20 protein-coding genes are annotated in these 22542 nt (G+C 67.8%); 12 read left to right on the top strand and 8 right to left on the bottom strand.

All coding sequences use genetic code 11. From position 1 onward, the window contains the following. Window positions 1-70 precede the first annotated feature (70 nt). Window positions 71-1372, top strand: coding sequence for an ISL3 family transposase (locus GFS60_RS10505; protein WP_159918917.1), 1302 nt, complete (start codon window positions 71-73; stop codon window positions 1370-1372). A gap of 54 nt (window positions 1373-1426) precedes the next feature. On the opposite strand, the gene GFS60_RS10500 is transcribed toward GFS60_RS10505, so the two are convergent. Both GFS60_RS10500 and GFS60_RS10495 read right to left on the bottom strand, forming a co-directional pair. Continuing rightward, window positions 1427-2521, bottom strand: coding sequence for a Glu/Leu/Phe/Val family dehydrogenase (locus tag GFS60_RS10500; RefSeq protein WP_159921036.1), 1095 nt, complete (start codon window positions 2519-2521; stop codon window positions 1427-1429). 6 nt (window positions 2522-2527) lie between these two features. Next, the gene (locus GFS60_RS10495) at window positions 2528-6037 is read right to left on the bottom strand and encodes an indolepyruvate ferredoxin oxidoreductase family protein (RefSeq protein WP_328799827.1); all 3510 of its coding nucleotides are present in this window, start codon (window positions 6035-6037) and stop codon (window positions 2528-2530) included. A 138-nt stretch (window positions 6038-6175) separates the two neighbouring features. Here GFS60_RS10495 and GFS60_RS10490 point away from each other — a divergent pair, with 138 nt between their 5' ends. Both GFS60_RS10490 and GFS60_RS10485 read left to right on the top strand, forming a co-directional pair. After that, window positions 6176-6688 carry an Lrp/AsnC family transcriptional regulator gene (locus tag GFS60_RS10490; RefSeq protein ID WP_109328528.1) on the top strand — a complete coding sequence of 171 codons (513 nt, stop codon included), beginning with the start codon at window positions 6176-6178 and terminating at the stop codon, window positions 6686-6688. Between the two features lie 23 nt (window positions 6689-6711). Then, the gene (locus tag GFS60_RS10485; protein WP_159921032.1) at window positions 6712-7170 is read left to right on the top strand and encodes a 6,7-dimethyl-8-ribityllumazine synthase; all 459 of its coding nucleotides are present in this window, start codon (window positions 6712-6714) and stop codon (window positions 7168-7170) included. A 5-nt stretch (window positions 7171-7175) separates the two neighbouring features. Here the strand turns inward: GFS60_RS10485 and GFS60_RS10480 are convergent, their stop codons facing one another. Continuing rightward, window positions 7176-7823, bottom strand: coding sequence for a restriction endonuclease (locus tag GFS60_RS10480; RefSeq protein ID WP_159921030.1), 648 nt, complete (start codon window positions 7821-7823; stop codon window positions 7176-7178). Window positions 7824-8158: 335 nt separating this feature from the next. Between GFS60_RS10480 and GFS60_RS10475 the strand changes: the two genes are divergently transcribed. Next, window positions 8159-8311, top strand: a complete 153-nt coding sequence (locus tag GFS60_RS10475) for a hypothetical protein (protein ID WP_159921028.1) — start codon at window positions 8159-8161, stop codon at window positions 8309-8311. A gap of 23 nt (window positions 8312-8334) precedes the next feature. Here the strand turns inward: GFS60_RS10475 and GFS60_RS10470 are convergent, their stop codons facing one another. From GFS60_RS10470 to GFS60_RS10455, 4 genes are all read right to left on the bottom strand, one after another. Next, window positions 8335-8751, bottom strand: a complete 417-nt coding sequence (locus GFS60_RS10470) for a pyridoxamine 5'-phosphate oxidase family protein (protein ID WP_284707866.1) — start codon at window positions 8749-8751, stop codon at window positions 8335-8337. 137 nt (window positions 8752-8888) lie between these two features. Further along, window positions 8889-9227, bottom strand: a complete 339-nt coding sequence (locus GFS60_RS10465) for a 4Fe-4S dicluster domain-containing protein (protein WP_159921024.1) — start codon at window positions 9225-9227, stop codon at window positions 8889-8891. Continuing rightward, window positions 9224-10819 carry an FAD-dependent oxidoreductase gene (locus GFS60_RS10460; protein WP_159927054.1) on the bottom strand — a complete coding sequence of 532 codons (1596 nt, stop codon included), beginning with the start codon at window positions 10817-10819 and terminating at the stop codon, window positions 9224-9226. Before GFS60_RS10460 ends, GFS60_RS10465 begins: the two co-directional genes overlap by 4 nt. A gap of 161 nt (window positions 10820-10980) precedes the next feature. Beyond that, complete coding sequence (locus GFS60_RS10455; RefSeq protein ID WP_159921022.1) at window positions 10981-13860, bottom strand: FAD-binding and (Fe-S)-binding domain-containing protein; 2880 nt, start codon at window positions 13858-13860, stop codon at window positions 10981-10983. A gap of 165 nt (window positions 13861-14025) precedes the next feature. On the opposite strand from GFS60_RS10455, the gene GFS60_RS10450 reads away from it, so the two are divergent. The 6 genes from GFS60_RS10450 (at window position 14026) to GFS60_RS10425 (ending at window position 20041) form a co-directional block, all read left to right on the top strand. Next, the gene (locus GFS60_RS10450) at window positions 14026-14703 is read left to right on the top strand and encodes a DUF998 domain-containing protein (RefSeq protein ID WP_236603435.1); all 678 of its coding nucleotides are present in this window, start codon (window positions 14026-14028) and stop codon (window positions 14701-14703) included. Window positions 14704-14831: 128 nt separating this feature from the next. Then, on the top strand, window positions 14832-15065 hold the full coding sequence (locus GFS60_RS10445; protein ID WP_236603434.1) for a hypothetical protein: 234 nt from the start codon (window positions 14832-14834) through the stop codon (window positions 15063-15065). An 82-nt stretch (window positions 15066-15147) separates the two neighbouring features. Further along, complete coding sequence (locus GFS60_RS10440; protein ID WP_159921020.1) at window positions 15148-15432, top strand: YciI family protein; 285 nt, start codon at window positions 15148-15150, stop codon at window positions 15430-15432. Window positions 15433-15513: 81 nt separating this feature from the next. Continuing rightward, entirely contained in the window at window positions 15514-16764 is a 1251-nt protein-coding gene (locus GFS60_RS10435; protein WP_159921018.1) for an APC family permease, read from the top strand. 86 nt (window positions 16765-16850) lie between these two features. Beyond that, the gene (locus GFS60_RS10430; protein WP_159921016.1) at window positions 16851-18266 is read left to right on the top strand and encodes a phytoene desaturase family protein; all 1416 of its coding nucleotides are present in this window, start codon (window positions 16851-16853) and stop codon (window positions 18264-18266) included. 263 nt (window positions 18267-18529) lie between these two features. Beyond that, on the top strand, window positions 18530-20041 hold the full coding sequence (locus GFS60_RS10425; RefSeq protein ID WP_159921014.1) for an ATP-dependent DNA ligase: 1512 nt from the start codon (window positions 18530-18532) through the stop codon (window positions 20039-20041). A gap of 12 nt (window positions 20042-20053) precedes the next feature. Here the strand turns inward: GFS60_RS10425 and GFS60_RS10420 are convergent, their stop codons facing one another. Beyond that, entirely contained in the window at window positions 20054-21541 is a 1488-nt protein-coding gene (locus GFS60_RS10420; protein WP_159921012.1) for a carboxylesterase/lipase family protein, read from the bottom strand. 55 nt (window positions 21542-21596) lie between these two features. On the opposite strand from GFS60_RS10420, the gene GFS60_RS10415 reads away from it, so the two are divergent. Then, window positions 21597-21758 carry a hypothetical protein gene (locus GFS60_RS10415; protein WP_159921010.1) on the top strand — a complete coding sequence of 54 codons (162 nt, stop codon included), beginning with the start codon at window positions 21597-21599 and terminating at the stop codon, window positions 21756-21758. 45 nt (window positions 21759-21803) lie between these two features. Next, window positions 21804-22535, top strand: a complete 732-nt coding sequence (locus tag GFS60_RS10410) for an alpha/beta hydrolase (RefSeq protein WP_159921008.1) — start codon at window positions 21804-21806, stop codon at window positions 22533-22535. Window positions 22536-22542 lie beyond the last annotated feature (7 nt).

The following is a 22542-nucleotide window of genomic DNA, read 5'->3' as shown; positions in this document are numbered from 1 at the left end:
GGCGCACGCCGTTGTCCCAGTAGCGTTCTGGCTTGTCTAGGGTCAGTCGGCTACATATGTGGGGAACGGCGTGCGCGAAGCCAGGATATGGCGTCAGGTGTTGGGTGTCGAAAAGACGGTGATCGAGGGCGTCGATTTCGACGACACGGCCGGGGCGGTGATCGTCGCGGTCCGGCCGCAGGCCCGGGCCCGGTCCCGGTGCGGGGTGTGTGGTCGTCGGAGCCCCGGTTACGACGGTGGCACCGGTCGGCGGCGGTGGCGCGGCCCGGACTGCGGCCTGGTCCGCACCTTCGTCGAGGCCGACGCACCGCGGGTGTGCTGCCGCGAACACGGAGTCACGGTGGCCGCGGTGCCCTGGGCCCGGCACCGGGCCGGGCACACCTACGCGTTCGACCAGACGGTGGCGTGGCTCGCCACCCATACCTCGAAGGCCGCGACGTGTGAGTTGATGCGCACCGCGTGGCGCACGGTCGGGACGATCGTGGACCGGGTGTGGGCCGACACCACACCCGCCCGGGACCCGCTGGCGGGGCTGCGGCGGATCGGGATCGACGAGATCTCGTACAAGAAGGGCCACAAGTATCTGACGGTCGTCGTCGACCACGACTCCGGCCGGCTGGTGTGGGCGGCCCCGGGCCGTGACGCGGCGACCCTGTCCGGGTTCTTCGACCTGCTCGGGCCCGAACGGTGCGCGAAGATCACCCACGTCACCTCGGACGCGGCCGGATGGATCGGGTCGGTGGTGACCCGGTTCTGCCCGGATGCGGTGCGCTGCGCGGATCCGTTCCATGTGGTCGCCTGGGCCACCGAGGCCCTCGACACGGTGCGGCGGGCGGCGTGGAACCGGGCACGGTCCACCGAGAACGCCTCCCGCGGCGGTGGGTGGAAACCGCGGCGTCGCCCGAAGGCCGGCCCGGCTCGGTCGGTCAAACGCAGCCGGTGGGCGTTGCTGAAGAACCCGGACGCCCTCACCGCGCAGCAGCAGGCGGTGCTGCGGTGGATCGAACTCCACGATCCGGTCCTGCACCGCGGCTACCGGCTCAAGGAGAGTTTGCGGTTGATCTTCCAGCTCCCGGTCGAGCAGGCCGCTGCCGAACTCGACCGCTGGATCGACTGGGCCCGGCGGTGCCGGATCCCGGCGTTCGTCGCGTTGCAGAAAAGCATCCTCGTCCACAGACCCGCGATCCTCGCCGCCATCGAGCACGGGCTCTCGAACGGTCGGATCGAATCGGTCAATACCAAGATTCGCCTCATCACCCGCCGCGGATTCGGGTTCCACACCCCCGAGGCCGTCATCGCACTCGCGATGCTCAGCCTCGGGGGCGCCCGCCCACAATTACCCGGCCGAATCCACCCACGAATGAGTCAGTAGAGCCCCTTTTTGGTAGCTGGAGCAACCAGAAAGGCGCACGGGCGGCGGAGCCGCCTACCTGGCTGCAGCGATGCGGGCCTCGGCGACGGCGTCGGCTGCGGCGCCGGCGAGGATGCCGTTCCGTCGGGCCGTGTCGAGGATCTCTACGACGGTGTCGAAGATCTTCTCGACCTGCGCGCGGACGTCGGTTGCCGGGGTGCCGATGCGTTCACCGGCCACCTGGATGATGCCGCCGCCGTTGGCGACGTAGTCGGGGACCCAGGTGATGCCGCGTTCGCCGAGGTCGTGTTCGACCGCGGGGTGGGCGAGCTGGTTGTTGGCGGCACCGCAGATCACCTCGGCGGTGATCGCGGCGACGGAGGTGTCGGTCAGGGTGGCGCCCATCGCGCACGGCGCGTAGACGTCGAGTTCCTGATCGATGACGCTCGACGCCACCTTCACCTCGGGGAAGTCGCGGACTACCCGGTCGAGGGCGGCGGCGTTGACGTCGGTGGCGACCACGGATGCGCCGTCGGCGAGCAGCAGCTTGATCAGCTGGTAGCCGACCTTGCCGGTGCCCTCGACGCCGATGGTGCGCCCGGCGAGGCTGGGGGTCCCCCACGTGGCCTGGGCGCCGGCCTTCATGGCCTGGAAGACACCGAGCGCGGTCATCGGCGCGCTGTCGCCGGATCCGCCGGCGGACGTGTTGCGGCCGACGACGTAGTCGGTGGCGCGGCCCATGACGTCGAGGTCGTCGGAGTTGGTTCCCACGTCACCGGCGGTGATGTACCGGCCGCCGAGGGTCTGGACGAAGCGGGCGTACGCCTCGAGCAGCGCTTCCGACTTGCCGGTGGCCGGGTCGCCGATGATGACGGCCTTGCCGCCACCGAGGTCTACTCCGGCGATCGCCGACTTGTAGGTCATGCCCCGCGACAGCCGCAGCACGTCCTCGAGCGCGGCGGCCTCGTCGGCGTACGGGTAGAAGCGCGTGCCCCCGAGGGCAGGTCCGAGTGTGGTGTCGTGAATCGCGACGATCGCCTTCAGACCGGTGGCGGGATCCTGGAAGAACGTGACCTGCTCATGCGCCGAGTCGGCGGGAAAGTCGGTGCGTCCGAAGACACCAGCCTTCTCGGGCAGCGCAGTATCGGTACGTTCGACGGTGAGAGTCATCTTTTCTCAGGACCTTTCCGGAGTGGTGATCGTGATGGCTGAGGTGTCGACGCCGAGTTCGGCGAGACGCTGGAGGTAGACGGCGACATTGCGGAGTTTCACGTCTTCGTAGCCCCGCACGAGGTCGGGTGCTGCGGCGATCTGAGCGGCGGTGTCGTAGTTCTCGGCGGTGAGATCGGCGATCAGTTCGCTGACCGTCGACTCGTAATGCGCGAGCAGTTGACGCTCGAGCCGGCGGACCTTGGCGTAGCCGAACGGGTCGAAGGCGGTGCCGCGCAGGAACTTCGCCTTGGCGAGGGCTTTGAGGGCGACGTGCGAGCGTGGCCCGAGGCCGATCTTGTTCTTGCGGCCCATCGCCTTGAGGACGGGCGGATGCAGCTTGTAGGTCAGCTTGCCGGCGCCGGGCACCTCGCCCGCCGCGGCGTCGAGGAAGGCCTGGTCGGTGAGCATCCGGGCCACTTCGTACTCGTCCTTGTAGGCGGTGAGCTTATGCAGCCCGGCGGCGACGGACTCGCTGAACTCGGTGCGGTCACCCAGGTCACGCTCGGCGTCCCACGCCTGCTGCACCAGGGCGATGTAGCGGGCGGCGACCCGGTCGCCCTGGAAGGCAACAAGGTTGGCTGCGCGGCGTTCGGTGAGCTCGCGCGTCGTACCGCCGAGGGTGGACCCGGCGAACAGGTGCGTCGGGACGACGGTGTCGCTGCGCTGCGGCACGGCGGCCGAGCTGGTGGCGGCGAGGAAGGCCTCCCGGTAGGCGACGGCGACGCGTCCCCAGTGGAAGGCGGCCTTGTTGGACTCGACGGCCACCCCGTTGATTTCGAGGGCTTCCTCGATGAAGCGGGCAGGAACGGGAAGTCCGCCGGCCTGGTAGGCCGCGCCGACCAGCAGGAAGTTGGCAGCGGCGGTGCTGCCGAACAATGCGGTGGCGGCGGCGAGCCCGTCGATCGCGGTCAGTTCGCGGGCCGAGACGTCGAGACGCTCGAGCAGCTTGTCCTCGTCCGGGTAGCGGACGGCGGGGTCGTAAACCATGTCGCCGGTCGGGGTCTGGCTGGTCGATGCGACGGTAATGGTGCGCTCGGAGCTGCCGTATCCGGCGTACTTGGCGTCGGCTGCGGTCAGCAGGTCGAAAGCGAGGACGCAGTCGGCGGTCGCGGGGCTGATCCGGTTGGACGGCGCCGAGCTCCCCGAACGCGTCTTCTGATCACTGAGCCGCAGGTGCGACGTGACGGGTCCGGCCTTCTGGCTGAGACCGGTCTGGTCGAGTCCCTCGACGTGCAGCCCGGCACGCAACGCGGCCATGCCCAGCACCTGGTTGACGGTGACGATGCCGGTACCACCGACACCGGCCATGAACAGGTTGTGCGTTCCGGTCCACACGGCGGGATCGGGGTCGCCGACCTCCGGCGGAACCGGGATCTCGCGCAATGTCTTCGGCGCGCCTTCCTCGGGCAGCTCGACCGTCACGAACGACGGGCAGTCGCCCTCGAGGCAGGAGTAGTCGGTGTTGCAGCTGGTCTGGTCGATCTTGGTCTTGCGACCGAATTCGGTGTCGACGGGCTGCACGGACAGGCAGTTGGACTTCACGCCGCAGTCACCGCAACCCTCGCAGACGGCCTCGTTGATGACGACGCGGGTACGGCGGGCGGGCAGCTTGCCGCGCTTGCGCTTGCGGCGGGCCTCGGCGGCGCACTGCTGATCGAAGATCAGCACGGTGACGCCCTCGATGTCGCGCAGGACGCGCTGCGCCTCGTCGAGACGGGTGCGGTCCCACAGCAGCGTGTTGGCCGCGAAGCGGGCACCCTTGTGCCGCTTGGGGTCCTCGGCGCAGACGATGATCTGCTTGACGCCCTCGGACGCCAGCTTGTGGGTCAGCTGCGGCACGGTCAGCCCGGCCTCGGCGTCCTGCGCACCGGTCATCGCGACGGCGGAGTTGTAGAGCACCTTGTAGGTGATGTTGACGCCGGCGGCGACGCACGCCTGCACGGCGAGCTGACCGGAGTGGAAGTAGGTGCCGTCGCCGACGTTCTGGAACATGTGCGGGACGTCGGTGAACGGGGCCTGCCCGATCCACTGCGCGCCCTCACCGCCCATCTGCGTGAGCATCGTGACGGAGCTGTCGGTGCGACCCGACATGGTGACCAGCGTGTGGCAGCCGATGCCGCCGCCCGCGATCGATCCCTCGGGCACCGCGGTGGACCGGTTGTGCGGGCAGCCGGAGCAGAAGTACGGGGTGCGCGATGTCGGGAGGACGGTCAGCTCGAGACGCGGCGGCGGCGCCGGCGTCAGCGCGACCCGATCCTTCAGGACGCGGCGCAGCGGCCCGGTGAGGCGAGCGGCGGTCAGTTCACCGTCGACCGGGATCAGGTTCTTGCCCTGCGCGTTCTTCTTGCCCAGCACGGCGGGAGCGCTCGCGGCGCCGTAAAGGATGTCCTTGAGCTGCGACTCGACGAACGGCATCTTCTCCTCGACCACGAGGACCTGCTCGACGCCGTCGGCGAGTTCGCGAACCTTGTCGGCCCCCAGCGGGTAGGGCATGCCGACGCGGAGAATGCGGATGCCGGCGTCCTCGAGCTGGGAGTCGCCGAGCCCGAGGTCGAGCAGGGCCTGGCGCAGCGAGTCGTAGGCGGTGCCGACGGCGGCAATGCCCAGCCACGCGCTGCGCGGGTTCACCTCGATCCGGTCGATATCGTTGGCGGCGTTGAACGCCTCGACCATCGCCCAGCGCGGCCCGTAGAGGTCGGCCTCGGCGTAGACACTGTCGGGCGGGGACGCCAGCACGCGCTGCTGATACGACCACGGCCTGCCGTTCCACTCGATCTCGGGGAGCACGATGTCGAGGTCGGCGAAGTTGCGGTCGAGGGTCCAGAGTCCGTCGGCCACGTCGGCGACGATCTTCATGCCCGACCAGCAGCCGGAGATCCGCGACAACGCCACCCCGTAGAGGCCGAAGGCGATGACCTCTTCGGCGTTGCGCGGGAAGAACACCGGCATGCCCATCGCGGCCATCGACCGCTCGCTGGCGCAAGGGATGGTGGAGGACTTGGCGTTGGGGTCGTCGCCGACCAGGACGAGGACACCGCCGCGGGCGTTGGCGCCGTACATGGCGGCGTGCCGGATGGAGTCGCTGGCGCGGTCGAGACCGGGACCCTTGCCGTACCAGACGCCGACGACACCGTCGTGGGTACGCTCGCCGGCGGGAAGGTCCACCTGGCTGCCCCAGACCGACGTCGCGGCCAGTTCCTCGTTCATGCCGGGCACGAACTTGACGTCGTGATCGGTGCTCAACGTGGGGATCGCGGCGATGGTGCGGTCGAGGCCGGCCAGGGGGCTGCCCTGGTAGCCGGAGACGAACGTTGCGACGTTCAGTCCCGCGCGGCGGTCGCGTTCGTGCTGCTCCACCAGCTGGCGGGCGATGGCCTGGACACCGGTCATCAACACCGGGCCCGAGTCGGCCCGGTATCGGTCGGCGAGATCAAAGGATGCTGCACTGGTACGAGCGTCGTCTAGCTGAGTCATCTGCGATTCCCGATCCGTCGCGTTGAGCATTTCGTGAGCTTGATCCTGTATCTGGTCTAAGATTTGGTCAACGCAAATCGGATCAACTGATCAGTTCACGCAACAGGTGACGGTCGTCACTTCCCGGAGGTGCCCAAAGTGCTCAGCATCGACAAGCTCGACGTGCAGTTGCTCGGACTGCTCGGCAAGGACTCACGCATGAGCGTGGCCGAACTCGCCAACTCGCTGGGCGTCGCCCGCAACACCGTCCAGTCCCGGATGAAGCGGATGGAGACCAGCGGACTGCTCACCGGCTTCCGCCCCAACCTCGACCTGGCTCAGGTGGGCATTCCGATTCAGGCCTTCGTCGGACTCGAACTGGAGCAGGGCAAACTCACCGCGGTCGGCAACCGGCTCGTCGATCTGCCGGAAGTCATCGAGATTCATGCGACCACCGGCCGCGAGGACCTGCTGGTACGCGTGGCCACGTCGACGCACGCCGAACTGCAGAAGCTGCTCGAGAAGATCGCCAATCTCCCCGGGATCACCCACTCCACCACCACGATTGCCCTGACCAGCCCGCTGCCGTATCGGATCCAGCCGTTACTCGAGCACCTCACCGGCGAGTCCGGTTGGGGTCGATCCACGGCCCTGCCGCGTTCGCAACGCTAGGACCGGTGCAGTAGTTTCAGACCATGAGTGAGAGTCAGGGACGGATCGCGTTCATCCAGGCCACGTGGCACCGCAACATCGTCGATCGCGCCCGCGACGGCTTCACCGACGAGGTGGCCACGCTCGGGTACTCGAAGGACCAGCTGGACTTCTTCGAGGTGCCGGGCGCCTTCGAGATTCCGCTCCACGCTCGCCGCCTCGCGCTCATCGGACGATACGACGCCGTCGTGGCGGCTGCGCTCGTGGTCGACGGCGGAATCTACCGGCACGAATTCGTTGCCACCGCCGTGATCGACGGCCTCATGCGGGTGCAGCTCGACACCGATGTGCCGGTGTTCTCGGTGGTGCTCACCCCGCACCACTTCCACGAGCACGAGGAGCACCTCACCTTCTTCGGGGAGCACTTCGTCAAGAAGGGCGCCGAGGCCGCGCGCGCCTGCGTCGCCACCGTCAGGTCTTTGAAGGCACTGCCCACCGAATAGCCCTGCTACCTGCCCGGCACTTGTCGGTGTTGAAGGTAGAGCAACCAGAACACCGGGGCGCCGACCACACTCGCGACGGTGGCGAAGACGCGCAGTCCGACGTCTCCCTCGCCGAAGGGGGCGATCAGCAGGACCAGCGTGCACACGATCGCGCCGATCAGGCGCCAGTGAGTACCGAGGAATGCTGCGACCCGCGCCCAGACGGTGCGGGCGACGGAGAGCACGGGCGACGCCTTGCCAGGTGCCTGCGCCTGCGATGGTGCCGACGCCACCGCAACCGCCGAGTGACGCGCGGCGGTAATCAACTTCGGAGCGTGGCTGCCCACCGGCGGTGTCTCGCCGTCGGGCTCGCAGCGAAACAGGGCGATGCCGAGTGCCTCGGCGTACTCGACGGCGTCGTCGGTGTATCCGGCGGCTGCAAAGTACAGAAGGTCGCGGCCGGAACTCGTGCCGCGGGCACCGTAGAGATTCTGCAGATCCGCCCGGTCTGCGCGTCCGCCGCGCCATTTCACCTGCGCATAGGCCCGCGCCGAATACACGTCGATACCGCCGTCCACACCACCGAGCAGCGCGGTGGCGTCGTGGTACCCGAGTCGCTGCATCTGCTCGGCTGCGTTGACCTCTGCTTCTGCCGCCGTGCGTATGCGTGCCATGCCATTCCTCCCCCACAACTCGAAAACAGTCCTTCCTGTCGACGGTACCCGGACGTTCGCCCAAATCAGCTATCTGCGGGCGAACGTCACAGCCAGACCTACGAGTTGGTGGGCGGTGCAGCGGTTTCCACCGAAGTCGCGGATCGTGGAGGTAGACAGCGTGAGAACCACGAGTGGTGAGAATGAGCTGGTGGCATGACCCGCGGTGTTCCGTTACCCAGGACGCAGCGTCCAGTAATTAGCTGGTAACTACTGAGCAATACGGCAGGTGGAGGATGGGCGTCGAGACGGTTCCTCCCGGGCCGCTCGGGCACTCGCAGAAGGAGTTGTTTCCCATGACGGATGCACGACCACACGTCGAGCAGTCGCGCCCGGTCCGCCTCGAGGACCGGCGCAGAGAACCGGCCGGCGCGGTCTCGACCACCGACCTTGCTGCCGTCGTCGACGCGCTCACGGGCGAGGGCCCCGACGATAACGTCGATTTCTGAGCGCTGCTCTGCGCGTTCGGGTGTCAGGAACCCTTGCCGTAGTCGACACTCAGCCAGTGTTCGGGCCGCATGCGTATGAGGACAGCACTGGCTGCGTCGAAGGACTGCTCCACGAAGGCGTCGACCTCGTCGGCGGGGAGGTACCGGGTGGCGAGGCCACGGATGTCGTCGGCAGTCGGTGACTCGTCGAATGTCGCGGGACCTTCCACGCTGACATACCGATACGGCGGCGCCTCGTCCTGGGCGACGAGACTGTACCGACCCGCCGCCCGGATCAGGCGTTCTTTCAGCGATCCCCGCCCGGTCCACACATAAACCTCACCGCCGGGTTCGTAGCCGTACCAGATGGGAACGGCGAGAGGCGCACGACCTTCCCTATCGACCGCGATCACGCCCACATGGAGTGCCGCGAGGAACTTTTCACGATCGGCTTTACTCATGGTCATCTCGGACACGTCGTGCTCCGATCTACTCGATTCGCTCGGATTCGCCGGTGCAGGCAACAGCACCAACTCGCGACGATACGACGGTATTCCTCGCTGTGAGCGGTAAACGAGTCCCTGGACTCCTCAACCACTCACGGGCGGAGTCTCGGCGGCGGTGCGCCGTGCGGCAGGGTGGGGCCGATCGCCGTGAGCGATCCGGCGATTCGACCCTTCCCCCATCCGAGTTTTTCCCGGTAGCGGCCAATGTGCTCGTCGGCGATGTGCTGACCGTCCGGCAGCGGCGTGGACCGGGGATCGACGTAGAGGGCGTCGACGGGGCAGTACGCCTCGCACATGAAGCACGTCTGGCAGTCGGACTGGCGGGCGATCGTCGGAACCCCCGACTCGGTGCGGTCGAAGACGTTGGTGGGGCATGCGTCGACGCACTTGTCGCAGCCGATGCACGCCTCGGCCAGCACCACCTCGATCACGAAGCCACCTGCAGTTCTGTACCTTTGAGCGATCCGGCCGCGGTCCACACTTCCTCTAGGCCGCCGGTGAGGATGTGATGATGCTGGGCGGGGTCGAGGTCGGGGAAATCGGCTCGCTTGCTCATGCCCCTCGTTTCGGTGCGTGCCAGCGCCGAGTGGTACATCCAGCGGCCGACTGCAGTGATCGCCGCCGCCTGCCGGGCCCGGACCCGTTGGTCACCGGAGTCGGCGCCGAGGCCCGAAGACACCGCCGTCCACAACGACTCCAGTTCGTCGAGGGCACCCTGCACGCGTCCTCCGTCACGCAGCAGATTCTTCTCATACGGGAGCAGTTCCGCTTGCGCAGCCGCCACGACGGCCGGGGCGTCCAATTCGGATCGCGACGTCGGCCGCAGTCCCGCTCGGCCCACCGTCCGGAGTTCGGACGCGCGAATCCGGCCGGCCGAGCGAGCGAAGCGAGCGGCACCCGTCCCGGCCCAACTGCCCGACGACATCGCCCATGCCGAGTTGTGGCTGCCACCACCGGTGAACCCTCCGCAGATACGTTCCCGGGTAGCGGCGTCCCCGGCCGCGAACAATCCGGGAACCGTGGTGGCGCAGCTGTCGTCGACCACCTCGATGCCGCCGGTCCCTCGCACGGTGCCTTCGGCGAGCATGCTCACCTCGAAGCGGTCGGTGAACGGGTTGATGCCCCGACGATCGAACTGCAGGAAGAAGTTGGGCTGACCCAGTCGCATCTGTCGCTGCACCACGTCGTCGGCGCGGTCGAGCTGCGCGTAGACCGGTTCGGACAGCAACGTGCGCGCTATCACCGAGCGACCCTTGGTCGAGCCGGCACCCTCGAGGACGCTGCCGTCGGCGCGGAAGAAGGTGGCGTAGCCGTAGTAGGCGGTCTTGGTGATGGTCGAGTTGGCGGGCACTAGGGCGTAGGCGTTGGAGAATTCCATCCCGGAGAACGTGGCCCCCACCTCCGCCGCCATCAGCGCACCGTCCCCGGTGTCGACGTTGGTGCCGAGCGCGCGGGACAGAAACGCGCAACCCCCGCTGGCGATCACGACCGCGCCGGCAGCGACGCGATAGTCGTGGTGATCCTGACGCTGGTATCCCGCCGCGCCGCGTACCACGCCGTCGGCGTCGATGAGGAGCTCGAGCGCCGGTGAGTGGTCGAGGATCCGGACGCCCGCCCTCTTGATCCACGCCCGCATCCGGCGCATGTACTCGGGTCCCTGCAGTCCGGTGCGGATCTGCTGTCCCGTGTCGGGGTCGACGGGGAACGGGTACCTTCCGTCCTCGCCGAGAAGGTTCATGTTGACGTATGTCTGGTGCAGGACACGGTCCATCCACTGGTGGTCGGCGAGGTGACCGCCGAGCGTCTCGCGGCTGGCCTTCGCCTTGGCGCGCTCGGCCGGGTCGGGCTGCACGTACCAGACCCCGGTTCCCGAGGGTGCCGTCGCACCACTCGTCCCGCAGTACCCCTTGTCGACGAGGACGACGTCGGCGCCGGACTGGGCGGCGCGCAGAGCCGCCCACGCACCGGCGGGCCCACCGCCGATGACGAGAACGTCGGTACTCAGGTCGAGAAGTTCGGTCATGAAGGACACTCCTGTCAGCGCGGACATCTGCCCCTCCACGCTTCACCACGACCGCGGCCGCCGCCATTGTCAGAATCAGCGTGAACCGAACGGGCGGCTCCGCCGCCCGTGCGCCTTTCTGGTAGCTGGAACAACCAAAAAGGCGCACGGGCGCGGAGCGCCTAGGGCCCCGGGTCGAGGAGTTCAGCGAGGTGCATCGACGACCTCGACGGTTCGAGTTGCCGGACCTGCATGTGGCAGCTGAATCCGTCGGTCAGGACTGCGGCCTCGTCGGGGGTTGCGCGTAGGGCGGGGGCGAGGGCTTGTTCGGCCACCTGCATGCTGACGTCGTAGTGCTCGTCCTCGAATCCGAAGTTCCCTGCGACGCCGCAACATCCGGTAGCTTCCCGCACCCGCGCCACACCTACTGCCTGGAGGGACTTGCGCTGGGTGGCCGCACCGAACACCGCGTACTCGTGGCAATGGGTCTGCACGGTGACGTCTTCCGGAAGCGCGGCGCTCGGTTGCCACCCCGCCGCGACGCGGTCGAGCACCGCACCGGCGAAGCTCTGCACCCTGGCCGCGACGCGTCGTGCGGCGTCGGTGTGGACGAGTTCGGGTAGATCTTTGCGCAGTGCCGCAGCACAACTGGGTTCGAGGACGACGATGGGACGGTCTGTGCCGTCGTCGAGCAGCTCTGCCGCCTTGGTCAGGGTCTTCTTGGCACGATCGAGTTGGCCGGTCGAAATCCAGGTCAGGCCGCAGCATGCGTCGCTGCGACACTGGGAACTGAGCCCCGCCTGCTCGAGCACCCGCGTGGCCGCGCCGATTACCTGCGGCCGGAAACCCCGCGTGAAGGTGTCGGCGAGCAGCACGACATCCGCGGTCGTGTTTCCCGACGTGCTCCCTACCTCGCGTCGAATCTGCTTGCGCGACGCGAAGTCCGGTAGCTCTCGGTGTGGTGTGATACCGCCCAGGCAGGCAGCCATCTTCGCGAGCCGTCCGGTGGTGAGTTTGTTGACCACGGGCGCCGACCGTTCCGCGGCCCGCAGCCACACCGGCAACCAGCCGAGCGAGTAGTGCGACAGTGGACGGATCCGGCCGCGGTAGTGGTGGTCGAGGAATTCGGCTTTGTAGGTGGCCATGTCGACACCCACCGGGCAGTCGGTGGAGCACGCCTTACAGGACAGGCACAGGTCCAAGGATTCCTTGACGTCCTCGGAGGCCCAGCCGTCGGCGATCGTCGGCGAGTTGCGCACCATCTCCTGGAGGGCACGCGCCCGGCCGCGGGTGGAGTCCTTCTCGTCGCCGGTCGCCCGGAAGCTGGGGCACATCACGCCGCCCGTCGACGCGCGGCACCGCCCCACGCCGATACAGCCCTGCACCGCATGGACGAATGGGGCGACGGGCACCTCACTGGTGGGTGTGAGGTCGAAGCTGGTCTGCCAGGGTCGTGGGTCGACGCCGTCGAGCGCGAGACTTCCGAGCAACGGTTCCGGATCGACGATGCTGCCCGGATTGAGCAGCGCGGCCGGATCCCAGAGCTGTTTGAACCGGGCGAACGCCGACATCACGGTCGGCGAGTACATGAGCGGTAGCAGCGACGAGCGTGCGCGTCCGTCGCCGTGCTCGCCCGACATCGAACCGCCGAAGCGGACACACAGTTCCGCCGCCCGATGGATGAACCGCGACATGACGTCCCGGCCTTCCTCGGTGCGCTGATCGAAGTTGATGCGGATATGCATGCAGCCGGCACCGAAGTGGCCGTACATCACTCCGGTGAGGTGGAACTCGGCGAGAAGCGCCTTGATGTCCACCAGGTAGTCGGCGAGTTGCTCGGGAGCGACCGCGGAATCTTCCCAGCCGGTCCACGACTCACCGCCCTCGACGAGCCGCGCAGACAGTCCGGCGCCGTCCTCACGCACCCGCCACAGCGACGCGCGTTCGGCAGGATCCGCGACCACGCGGGCGTCGACGAGCCGTCCCGCCGCCCGCAGCTTGGACACCAGTTCGGCGCCGCGCCGCTCGACCTCGGCGGAATCGTCCCCGTCGAGATCGACGTACAGCCACGCCGAGCCTTCGGGAAGTCCCACGACGGAGTCGGCTCCGCGGAGGTGTCGCATGGTGTCGACGATCGCCGAGTCGATGCCCTCGATCGCCGCCGGTGCGTATGCGAGGAGCATCGCATTGTCTCGCGCCGCGTCCACCAGGTCGCGGTAGCCGAGGCACAACAGCATCGCCGCCGGGGGCACCGGCACCAGCGCCACGGTGGCGGCCACGATCACCGCACACGTTCCCTCGCTGCCGACGAGGGCGCGTGCGACGTCGAATCTGTTCTCCGGCAACAGGTTCGCGAGATGAAATCCGGACACCTGTCGCGGGATCCGACCGAGTTCGAGCCGGAACTCGCCGAGGTGACTGTCGGCCAGGTCCCGCAGTCCCGTCCCGATCCGTTCCGCTTCGGCCACGGCGGACGCGTCGTCGGGGTCGGTGGCGCGGACACCGTTCCGGGTCGCGGTCAACCGATGTCCCCCGGCGGTGACGAGGTCGAGTGCGATGACGTGGTCCGATGTGCGCCCGTATCGCACGGAGTGGTTGCCGCAGGCATCGTTCCCGATCGCACCACCGACGGTGGCGCGGGACTTACTCGACGGGTCCGGGGCGAAGGTGAAGGCCCCGTCCGTCGCCAGCTGGACCTCTTTCTGCAGGTCCGTGAGCACGATCCCGGGTTCGACGACGGCTGTGCGCGCGGCGGCATCCACCGAGTGGACGGCGGCCATGTGCCGGGAGAAGTCGAGGACCACTCCCCTGCCGATGGCGTTGCCGGCGAGCGAGGTACCGCCGCCGCGACTGGTGATGGGTATCGCGCGCTCGGTGCATGCCCGGACTATCGACACCACATCGTCCACGGTGCGGGGAAACGCCACGGCCAGCGGCGGCACGCGGTAGTTCGAGGCGTCGAAGGAGTACTCGGCCCGCCTGCGCGACCCGGTGTCGAGGTCGATGCCCCGCGCCGCCAGGTCAGCGCGGAGGCCGGCGCCAACACCGGTCAGCTCAGCCACGCGTGTCCTGTCCCTCCGTCTCGAAGTCCCGTCCAGGAAGCGTAGTCGGCAAGGCCATGGCTACATGGTCGAGTCGCGCCCTGAGATTGTCAACAATCACACGATAGTGGATCGAGCGTCTGTAGCGTGGGTCGAGGCCGCGCACCACGCGACGGTTCACAAGAGGTGAGCGTTCTGAACATCAGCTCAGCACACGATGCCCGTGCCGTGCGCGTAGGCGGCGCTGCGTGGGTACTGATTTCGCTGTACTTCGTCGCGGAGGTGGTCACCGCAGCAGCGTGGCCCAGACGGTACGAGGCGACTACCGACTCGATCAGCAAGCTCGGTGCCACGGGATGTGACGGATCCGCGTCCCAACTGGCGGTCGCCCGAATCTGCTCACCCCTCCACGCGCTGATGAACGGCGCTTTCGTCATGACCGGTGTGCTGATCATCGTCGGTGCCTTCGGATTGCGGGGATTCCTCCCCGCTGGGCGGCTGCGGGTGACCGCCCTGGCTCTACTCGGGCTGGCCGCACTGAGCGCGGCACTGACCGGACTGGTGCCCATCAACGTGGACGCCGACCTGCACCAGATCGTTGCCACCCCGACATTCGTGGCCCGCAACGCAGCACTCGCCTTCCTCGCTGTGGCGCTGCTCGAGCGGTGGCGAGGATTCGCCGTATGGACGGGGTCGTGCTGCCTCGCGGGAATGCTCGGCACCATCGCCATCGTCGTCCCCGGCACGTCGTTCGGCACCGCCGAACGGCTTGCGTTGTACCCCTTCACCCTCTGGGTGGTCAGCGCCGGAGTCGCAGCACTGGTGGTGAGCCGGGGCCTCGACTCGCGGCGTGTCGAGCCTTGACCGCCCGTTTTCGACCGAGAAGGGTTGTATCTACCGTGCTCTCCCGTCCCGTGTGACCGGCAGGTACGGCTCCAGTCATCGAGAGGACAAAACCAATGTCTGTTGTAGTACGACACCACGCTTCAGGGATGACGGCCGATCAGTACTCCGCGGTTGCCACGCCCACCACCGATGCGCTCCGGAATGCCAGCGGTTTCATCGCCCACTACGCATTCGCTGAGGGTGACGGCATGACGGTTTCCGAGATCTGGGAGTCCCAGGCCGACCACGACAAGTTCTTCGACGAGGTGATCCGCCCGAAGTTGCCGCAGGAGATCCCGCCACCGGCCGTGTTCGACGTGATCAACACCATCACCCCCTGAGGCTCTGCGCCTACCGAATCGCTCGAAGAATGAGTGCTGCAGACTGAGAACATCGCGATTCTCCTGAGGAAGTGAGAACAGCATGTCTCTGTTCGTCGTGGAATACACCTACAACCCGGAGACGTCGTCGCGGCGTGACGATCACCGGGGTGATCATCGCGGCTGGATCGCGGAAATGATCCGGCGGAAGGTGGTGCGTTCGACCGGTCCCCTCGCCGACGGCACGGGCGCCTTCATCATTGCCGATGGGCCCGACGAAGAAACGGTCACTCGACTGTTCCAGCAGGATCCGTTCGTTCAGGCGAAACTCGTGTCGAACATGCGAGTCAGCGAATGGCATCCGGTGATGGGCGAATTCAGCGAGTGACCCGATCGGCGTGGTCGGCGGTATCGGACCGGGCGCGGTAGCGTCGGCCACCGACCACCGTCGACCGCTGGAAGGGACCGCATGACCGAGCCACTATCGGCGCCGCAGCTGAAACGCCGACTGGGTGTGTTCGACTCGGTGGTGATCGGCCTCGGGTCGATGATCGGGGCCGGCATCTTCGCGGCGCTCGCTCCGGCTGCTGCCGCGGCGGGCGGCGCGTTACTCTTCGGGTTGGCGGTCGCAGCCGTGATCGCCTACTGCAACGCCAACTCCTCTGCCCGCCTGGCGGCGCTCTACCCCCAGTCCGGGGGGACGTACGTGTACGGCCGCGAACGGCTCGGCCCCTTCTTCGGATATCTGGCCGGCTGGGGTTTCGTTGTCGGGAAGACTGCTTCCTGTGCGGCCATGGCCCTGACCGTCGGCGCCTACGCCTGGCCGGGTTACGAGCACGTCATCGCGGTCGTCGCCGTCGCGGTGATCACCGCGGTCAACTATCTGGGTGTTCAGAAATCGGCGTGGGCCACCCGCGGAATCGTGTTCTTCGTCCTCGCCGTCCTGGCCTTGGTCGTGTTGCTGTGCCTCACCGCCACCGACACGGGTTTCGACGGCCCGGTACTGACCCGGGGATACGGCATCACCGGTGTTCTGCAAGCGGCCGGCTTGTTGTTCTTCGCCTTCGCCGGGTACGCCCGTATTGCGACTTTGGGTGAAGAGGTTCGGGACCCGCGCCGGACCATCTCCCGGGCTATCCCCCTTGCGCTCGCCGTCACCCTGCTCGTGTACCTGCTGGTCGCGGTCGCGGTGTTGACCGTCCTCGGTCCGGACCGGCTGGCCGCAGCGACCGACCCGCTGGCCGAGGCGGTCGCTGCGGCCGGATTCGCTGGTGCCGAGCCCGTGGTGCGGATGGCCGCCGTGATCGCCGCACTCGGTTCGCTGCTCTCGCTGATCCTCGGCGTATCCCGCACCACGTTCGCGATGGCCCGCGACGGAAACCTGCCCCGGTTCCTCGACGCCGTCCACCCGCGGTACTCGGTACCGCACCGCGCCGAGCTGGCCGTGGGAACCGTCGTGGCTGTCCTCGCCGCGACAGCGGATCTGCGGGGCGTCATCGGGTTCTCGTCGTTCGCCGTGCTGGTCTACTACCTGATCGCGAACGCCTCTGCGTGGACGTTGTCTGGCCAGCTATGGCCCCGGCTAGTCGCGGCGACGGGTGCGGCCGGATGTCTGATCCTCGCCGCGTTCCTTCCCCTTCCCTCGGTGGTGTGGGGCACCGTCGTCCTCGGTGTCGGCGTCGCCGTGTACTGGTTACGGGCCCATCCCCCTCGAGGTTGAATGGTCTTGGCGGGATGCCTCGCAAAGCGCGCACGAAGTGGTGACCGAGGCGCCGAAGCCGACGGCACTGAAGTGAGGACGACCTCGTGACAACTGCGGTAGTGGTCGGCAGCGGGCCCAACGGGCTCGCTGCCGCCATCCACCTGGCCAGACAGGGGGTGTCGGTGCGGGTCCTCGAGGCCAAGGACACGATCGGTGGCGGCACCCGCTCCTCCGAACTCACCCTCCCGGGCCTCATCCACGACGATTGCTCGGCGTTCCACCCCACCGGGGTGGCTTCGCCCTTTCTGCAGTCGCTCGGTCTGGGCGACTACGGACTTCGGTGGCTGTGGCCGGAGATCGACCTGGTCCACCCCCTCGACTCGGGATCGGCCGGGGTGCTCTGGCGCGACATCGACCGCACCGCCGCGAACATGGGTGAGGACGGCAAGGCCTGGCAGCGGATGTTCGGCCGGCTGTCGACGTCGTTCGACGAGCTGACCGGTGACGTGTTCCGTCCGATCGCGCACTGGCCTGCACATCCTCTGCAGCTCGCCAAATTCGGCGTCAACGCGCTCGTCCCGGCGGCGTTGACGGCCCGCCGGTGGAAGCGACCGGAGACACGAGCACTGTTCGGCGGGGTGGCGGCGCACGCGTTCAGTTCGCTGCACACCCCGATGAGCAGTTCCGTGGGTCTGATGCTCACCGCCGCCGGCCATGCGTACGGGTTGCCGGTCGCCGAGGGCGGTTCCCGGTCGATCACCGACGCGATGGCGTCACTGCTCGGCAAGCTCGGCGGCACCATCGAGACCGGGGTGTACGTGGATTCGCTCGATTCGCTGGGCTCACCGGACCTCGTGATGCTCGACGTGGCACCGCGTGCGGTGCTGCGAATAGCGGGTGATCGGTTGCCGGGCAGGGTCGCCCGCGCCTACCGCCGATACAAGTACGGGCCGGCGGCCTTCAAGGTCGATTTCGCCGTCGACGCCCATGTTCCGTGGACCAACGAGCACTGCCGCGCGGCGGGGACGCTGCATCTCGGCGGAACGTTCGAAGAGGTCGCCGAGGCCGAAGGACAGATCACGCGGGGTGTCATGCCCGCGAGGCCGACGGTGCTCGTCGGGCAGCAGTACCTCGCGGACCCGTCCCGCTCCGCTGGGGATATCAACCCGATCTGGGCGTATGCGCACGTCCCCCATGGGTATTCGGGCGATGCCACGCAGGCGATCATCGACCAGATCGAGCGGTTCGCACCCGGGTTCCGGGATCGCATCGTGGGGCAGCACGTGCGCTCGGTGGCGCAGATAGAACAGTACAACGCCAACTACATCGGCGGCGACATCGGAGTGGGCGCCAACACCGCACTGCAGATTGCGATGCGGCCCCGCATCGGCCTCGACCCATATTCCACCGGAATCCCGGGGGTGTACCTGTGCTCCTCCGCGACCGCGCCGGGGGGCGGTGTCCACGGCATGTGCGGTTTCAACGCAGCCCAGTCGGCGCTGAAGCATCTCGAGAACTGATGGTCATAACCGCGGGCGAGCTTCCTCACCGGTGAGAATTACGTCCACACGGCCGAGCTGCTAACAGTGCACCGCATCACCGTCAAGTACCGGGTGGCCAAGGTGCTGCACGACCGCGGCACGATCCGTGACGATCGGTTCGACGTGGCACTCGCCTGCAGGTGTGTCACCTGCTCGGACCGAAGGTGCTGCACGCCGACCCCTGATCCTCGCGAGGCCGGAAACGCCGCGCGCCGCAGCATCGATCCCGCTACCGTCGGGGCATGCTGGTTTCGCGGATCGTGGACACGTCGCGTGCGGTGGGGGCCACCCGGTCCCGCAAGGTCAAGATCGAGGCGCTGCGCGCACTGCTCGCCGACCTCGAGCCCGAAGAGGTCGAACCGGTGGTGGCCTGGCTCTCCGGGGAACTGCGGCAGGGCCGTATCGGTATCGGCTGGCGGACGCTCGCCGACCTCCCCGCCACGCCCGCGGATCACTCCACCGTGACCGTCGCCGATGTCGACGGGTTGCTCACCGAGGTGGCCGGGACTTCCGGATCGGGCTCGACGGAACGACGACGCACTCTGCTCACCGACCTGCTCACCCGAACGACGCCGAACGAACGCGACTTCCTCGTTCGACTACTGACAGGAGATCTGCGACAGGGCGCACTCGAAGGAATCATGACCGACGCCATCGCCGCCGCGGCCGCTCTGCCCGTCGAGCCGGTTCGGCGCGCCTTCATGTTGTCGGGACGACTGCCTGCCACTGCGACCGCGGCGCTCGCCGGCGGAGTGGAGGCACTCGGCGCGTTCCGACTCGAGGTGGGGCGGCCGATCCGTCCGATGCTGGCCTCTCCCGCCGAATCCCTCGTGGACGCTTGGACGGAACTCGGCGGCGACGTCAGCGTCGAGTACAAGCTCGACGGCGCCCGAATCCAGGTACACCGCAATGGCGACGAAGTCCACATCTTCACCCGCACGCTGCGTGAGATCACCGGCAGTGTCCCCGAACTGGTCGAACTCGTCACCGGCCTCCCCTGCGAGTCCGCGGTATTCGACGGTGAGACACTGGCGTTGACCGACTCCGGTCGTCCCCGCCCCTTCCAGGAAACGATGAGTCGTTTCGGCGCGGAAAGTGCCCGCGAGCTACTGCTGCACCCGTACTTCTTCGATTGTCTGCATCTCGATGGGATCGACCTGCTCGATGCCCCGCTCGAGCAGCGTCTCGACGCCCTCGAAAGCGTGGCCCCGCAGCATCGCATCCCAGGACTGCGCCGACCCGACGCCGACACCGCAGCAACACATTTCGACGACGCCCTTGCCGCCGGGCACGAAGGAGTCATGGTGAAGTCACTGTCGGCCCCCTATGCGGCGGGGCGTCGTGGTCGGGCGTGGCAGAAGGTGAAACCGGAGCACACCCTGGACCTGGTGGTCCTGGGTGCCGAGTGGGGTTACGGCCGGCGTACCGGCTACCTCTCCAATCTGCATCTCGGTGCCCGCGACCCCGACGGCGGTGATCCGGTCATGGTCGGCAAAACGTTCAAGGGTCTCACCGACGCGTTGTTGCAGTGGCAGACGGACGAATTTCCCCGACACGAACGCGCCCGCGACTCCCACACCGTGTTCCTGCACCCGAGGATCGTCGTCGAAATCGAACTAGACGGCGTGCAGGTCAGCTCCCGCTACCCCGGCGGCGTCGCGCTCCGATTCGCCCGGGTTCTGCGGTACAGGCCCGACAAGGACCCCGCCGACGCCGACACCATCGACGCCGTGCGCGCCCTACTCCCGGGGTGAGCGCCCCGCGCATCAGTCGCCACACTCATCCTGTCTCACCGGGAGGTTCTCGGCACCGATGCCGACGGGCGCGGTGTCCTCGCAGACGTGCGAACTTTCGTCGAACATCATAACTTCTCTGGTGTCGCCGTAGCCGGGCCAGCCCGGAGTGCCGTGGGTTGCGAAGTCGATCCAGGTATTGTGCATCGCGTCGGTGAGGGTGTCTGGTGCCGCATCGCCTATGAGGCCTCGGCAGGCGTCGGTGGTGTCGAAGACGAAGGGGACGTCGAGGCCGTGTGCGGCGCCGTGGTGTGGTGCACGCCAAGCGAACTCGTAGACGTAGCTGCTGCCTGGGTGGCGCAGCGCGGTGCGCCGGCTCGGTGATCGAAACAGCAAGTCCGTATAGGCGGAGGTGAGGGCCTGCGCGGCGGTGACCGCCGGGTCGCGGATGCCGTGACGGTCGAGGAGCGCCTCAGCGCGGGGATAGGTGGCGGCAAGTTCGGCGACGGCACGGTGGGCGTCGAAGCCGGCGAACTCCTCGGCACCGAGACCGAGGTTGGCCTCCTCGACTGTGGTGCCGACAAGGAGGGCGACGTCGTGCGAGTGTGCGCCCGGGACTCCGATCGGGTCGGGTAAGACGTCGTCGCCGGTGGTCGGGAGGAACAGCGCGCGGCCGTGCCCTGGGTCGACGCCGCTGTCGTCGCGCAGATCCAGGCGGGGCTCGCCTCTGAGCAGCGCTGCCTGGGCACGGAACAACTCGGACTCCGGCAGTGCGCGGAACGCGTCTGCGGTGGCGGGGATCGCGAGCCGCCGGGCGAGACCGTGCGTCAGCTTCTCGGTCAGTGCGAGCGGACGGGCCATTTCGTCGTGGCCGCTCTGGACGATCGCTCGTCGGAACAGGCCGGAAGCTTTCGGGGAGTGCAGCAGGAATGCGACCGACGTGCCGCCTGCGGATTCTCCGAAGACGGTGACGTTGTCGGGATTCCCGCCGAATCCCGCGATGTTGTCGTGGACCCAGTGAAGTGCGGCGATCTGGTCGCGCAGCCCGATGTTCGTGCTTCCACCGGACAGGGCAAGGAAGCCGTCCGTGCCGAGTCGGTAGTTGATGGTGACCAGGACGACGCCGTCGCGCGCGAACGCGGCTCCATCGAAGGCAGGGGCCCTGCCCGAACCGATCATGAATCCACCACCATGGATGTAGACCATCACCGGTATCCCACTGGTGCCCGGGTCGGGTGTCCAGACGTTGAGGTTGAGGTAATGGCCGTCGCCGATGACCCATCCGGGCCCGGTCAGTGGCGCCAGATGCGTGTGGGCAGGGTGCAATCCCGGTTGCGGTGCGGTGGCACCGTACTCGGTGGCGTCCCTGGTGCCTTCCCATCGCTCGGTGGGGTGTGGCGGTGCAAAGCGGCGGTCGCCCGTTGGAGCCGCGGCGTACGGGATTCCGAGGAAGCGGGCCACCCCGTCGGTACGACTTCCGGAGATTTCCCCTGCATCGGTGCTGACGGTGAGAACGGTCATCAGGGGCCTTCCAGTGGCAGGGTGTGCGAGTACAGTCAAGGTTCTCAGCTATGGCATGGGCATCGAGGTCCGCCCTGGCGTCGCGCAGAAAAACCTGTTGGCGGACCACGGCGGCCACTGCTACCTTTCGGAGACCGTGCTCGAGAACGAGGAGGTGGTACCCGTGAACGCAGTATCGACATGGGTGCTCCCCTCCGGGGTCACGGTCGGGCGATAGGTCGTCCGGGAGCGCCATTCAAGGGCACTCCCGAAAGGCACCATCATGCACTTCACTTCCGAGCAACGCCACGACGACGGCGTCCTCGAACGCGAATTCACCCTCGGCGAGATCCCTGGCATCTTGTGGACGCCCGGATTCGCATCCACACCGGCGCCGCTGATTCTGATCGGCCATCCCGGCGGACTGCACACGATGTACCCGCGACTGGCGGCCCGGGCCCGGCACGCCGCGGCGGCGGGTTACGCCGCGGCCACCATCGAACTGCCCGGGAGCGGTGACCGGCCCCGTTCCGCCGCCGCCGAGCAGGCCCGCGTCGACCTGCGCCGGGCGCTCGAGGCCGGTGATTCGGTCAGTGACGAGATCGTCGACCGGCTCGTCCTCCCGCTGGTCGACAAGGCGGTCCCGGAATGGCGGGCCGCCCTGGACGCTCTCCTCGAGCTGCGCGAGATCAGCGGCCCGGTCGGGTACTCGGGAGGGGTGATCGGCATCGGCATCCGGTTGGCGGTGGTGGAATCACGCATCTCGGCCGCCCTCCTGTTCGCCGGGAGCTTCGTGCCCCGCAGCATGTTCGACGAGGCGCGGCAGGTCACGATTCCGCTGCAGGTCCTACTGCAGTGGGACGACGAAGGAAACGACCGGCGGCAGGCCCTGGACCTGTTCGACGCCTTCGGCTCCAGGGAAAAGACGCTGCACGCCAATATGGGCGGGCATACCGGCGTCCCGCAGTTTGAGGGGGACGACGGCAACCGCTTCTTCACCCGGCACCTGACCTGAGGTCGGA

This window comes from Rhodococcus sp. WAY2 (assembly GCF_009859915.1).
Classification (GTDB): domain Bacteria; phylum Actinomycetota; class Actinomycetes; order Mycobacteriales; family Mycobacteriaceae; genus Rhodococcus_F; species Rhodococcus_F oxybenzonivorans.
This window is presented reverse-complemented; position numbering and strand designations above follow the sequence as displayed.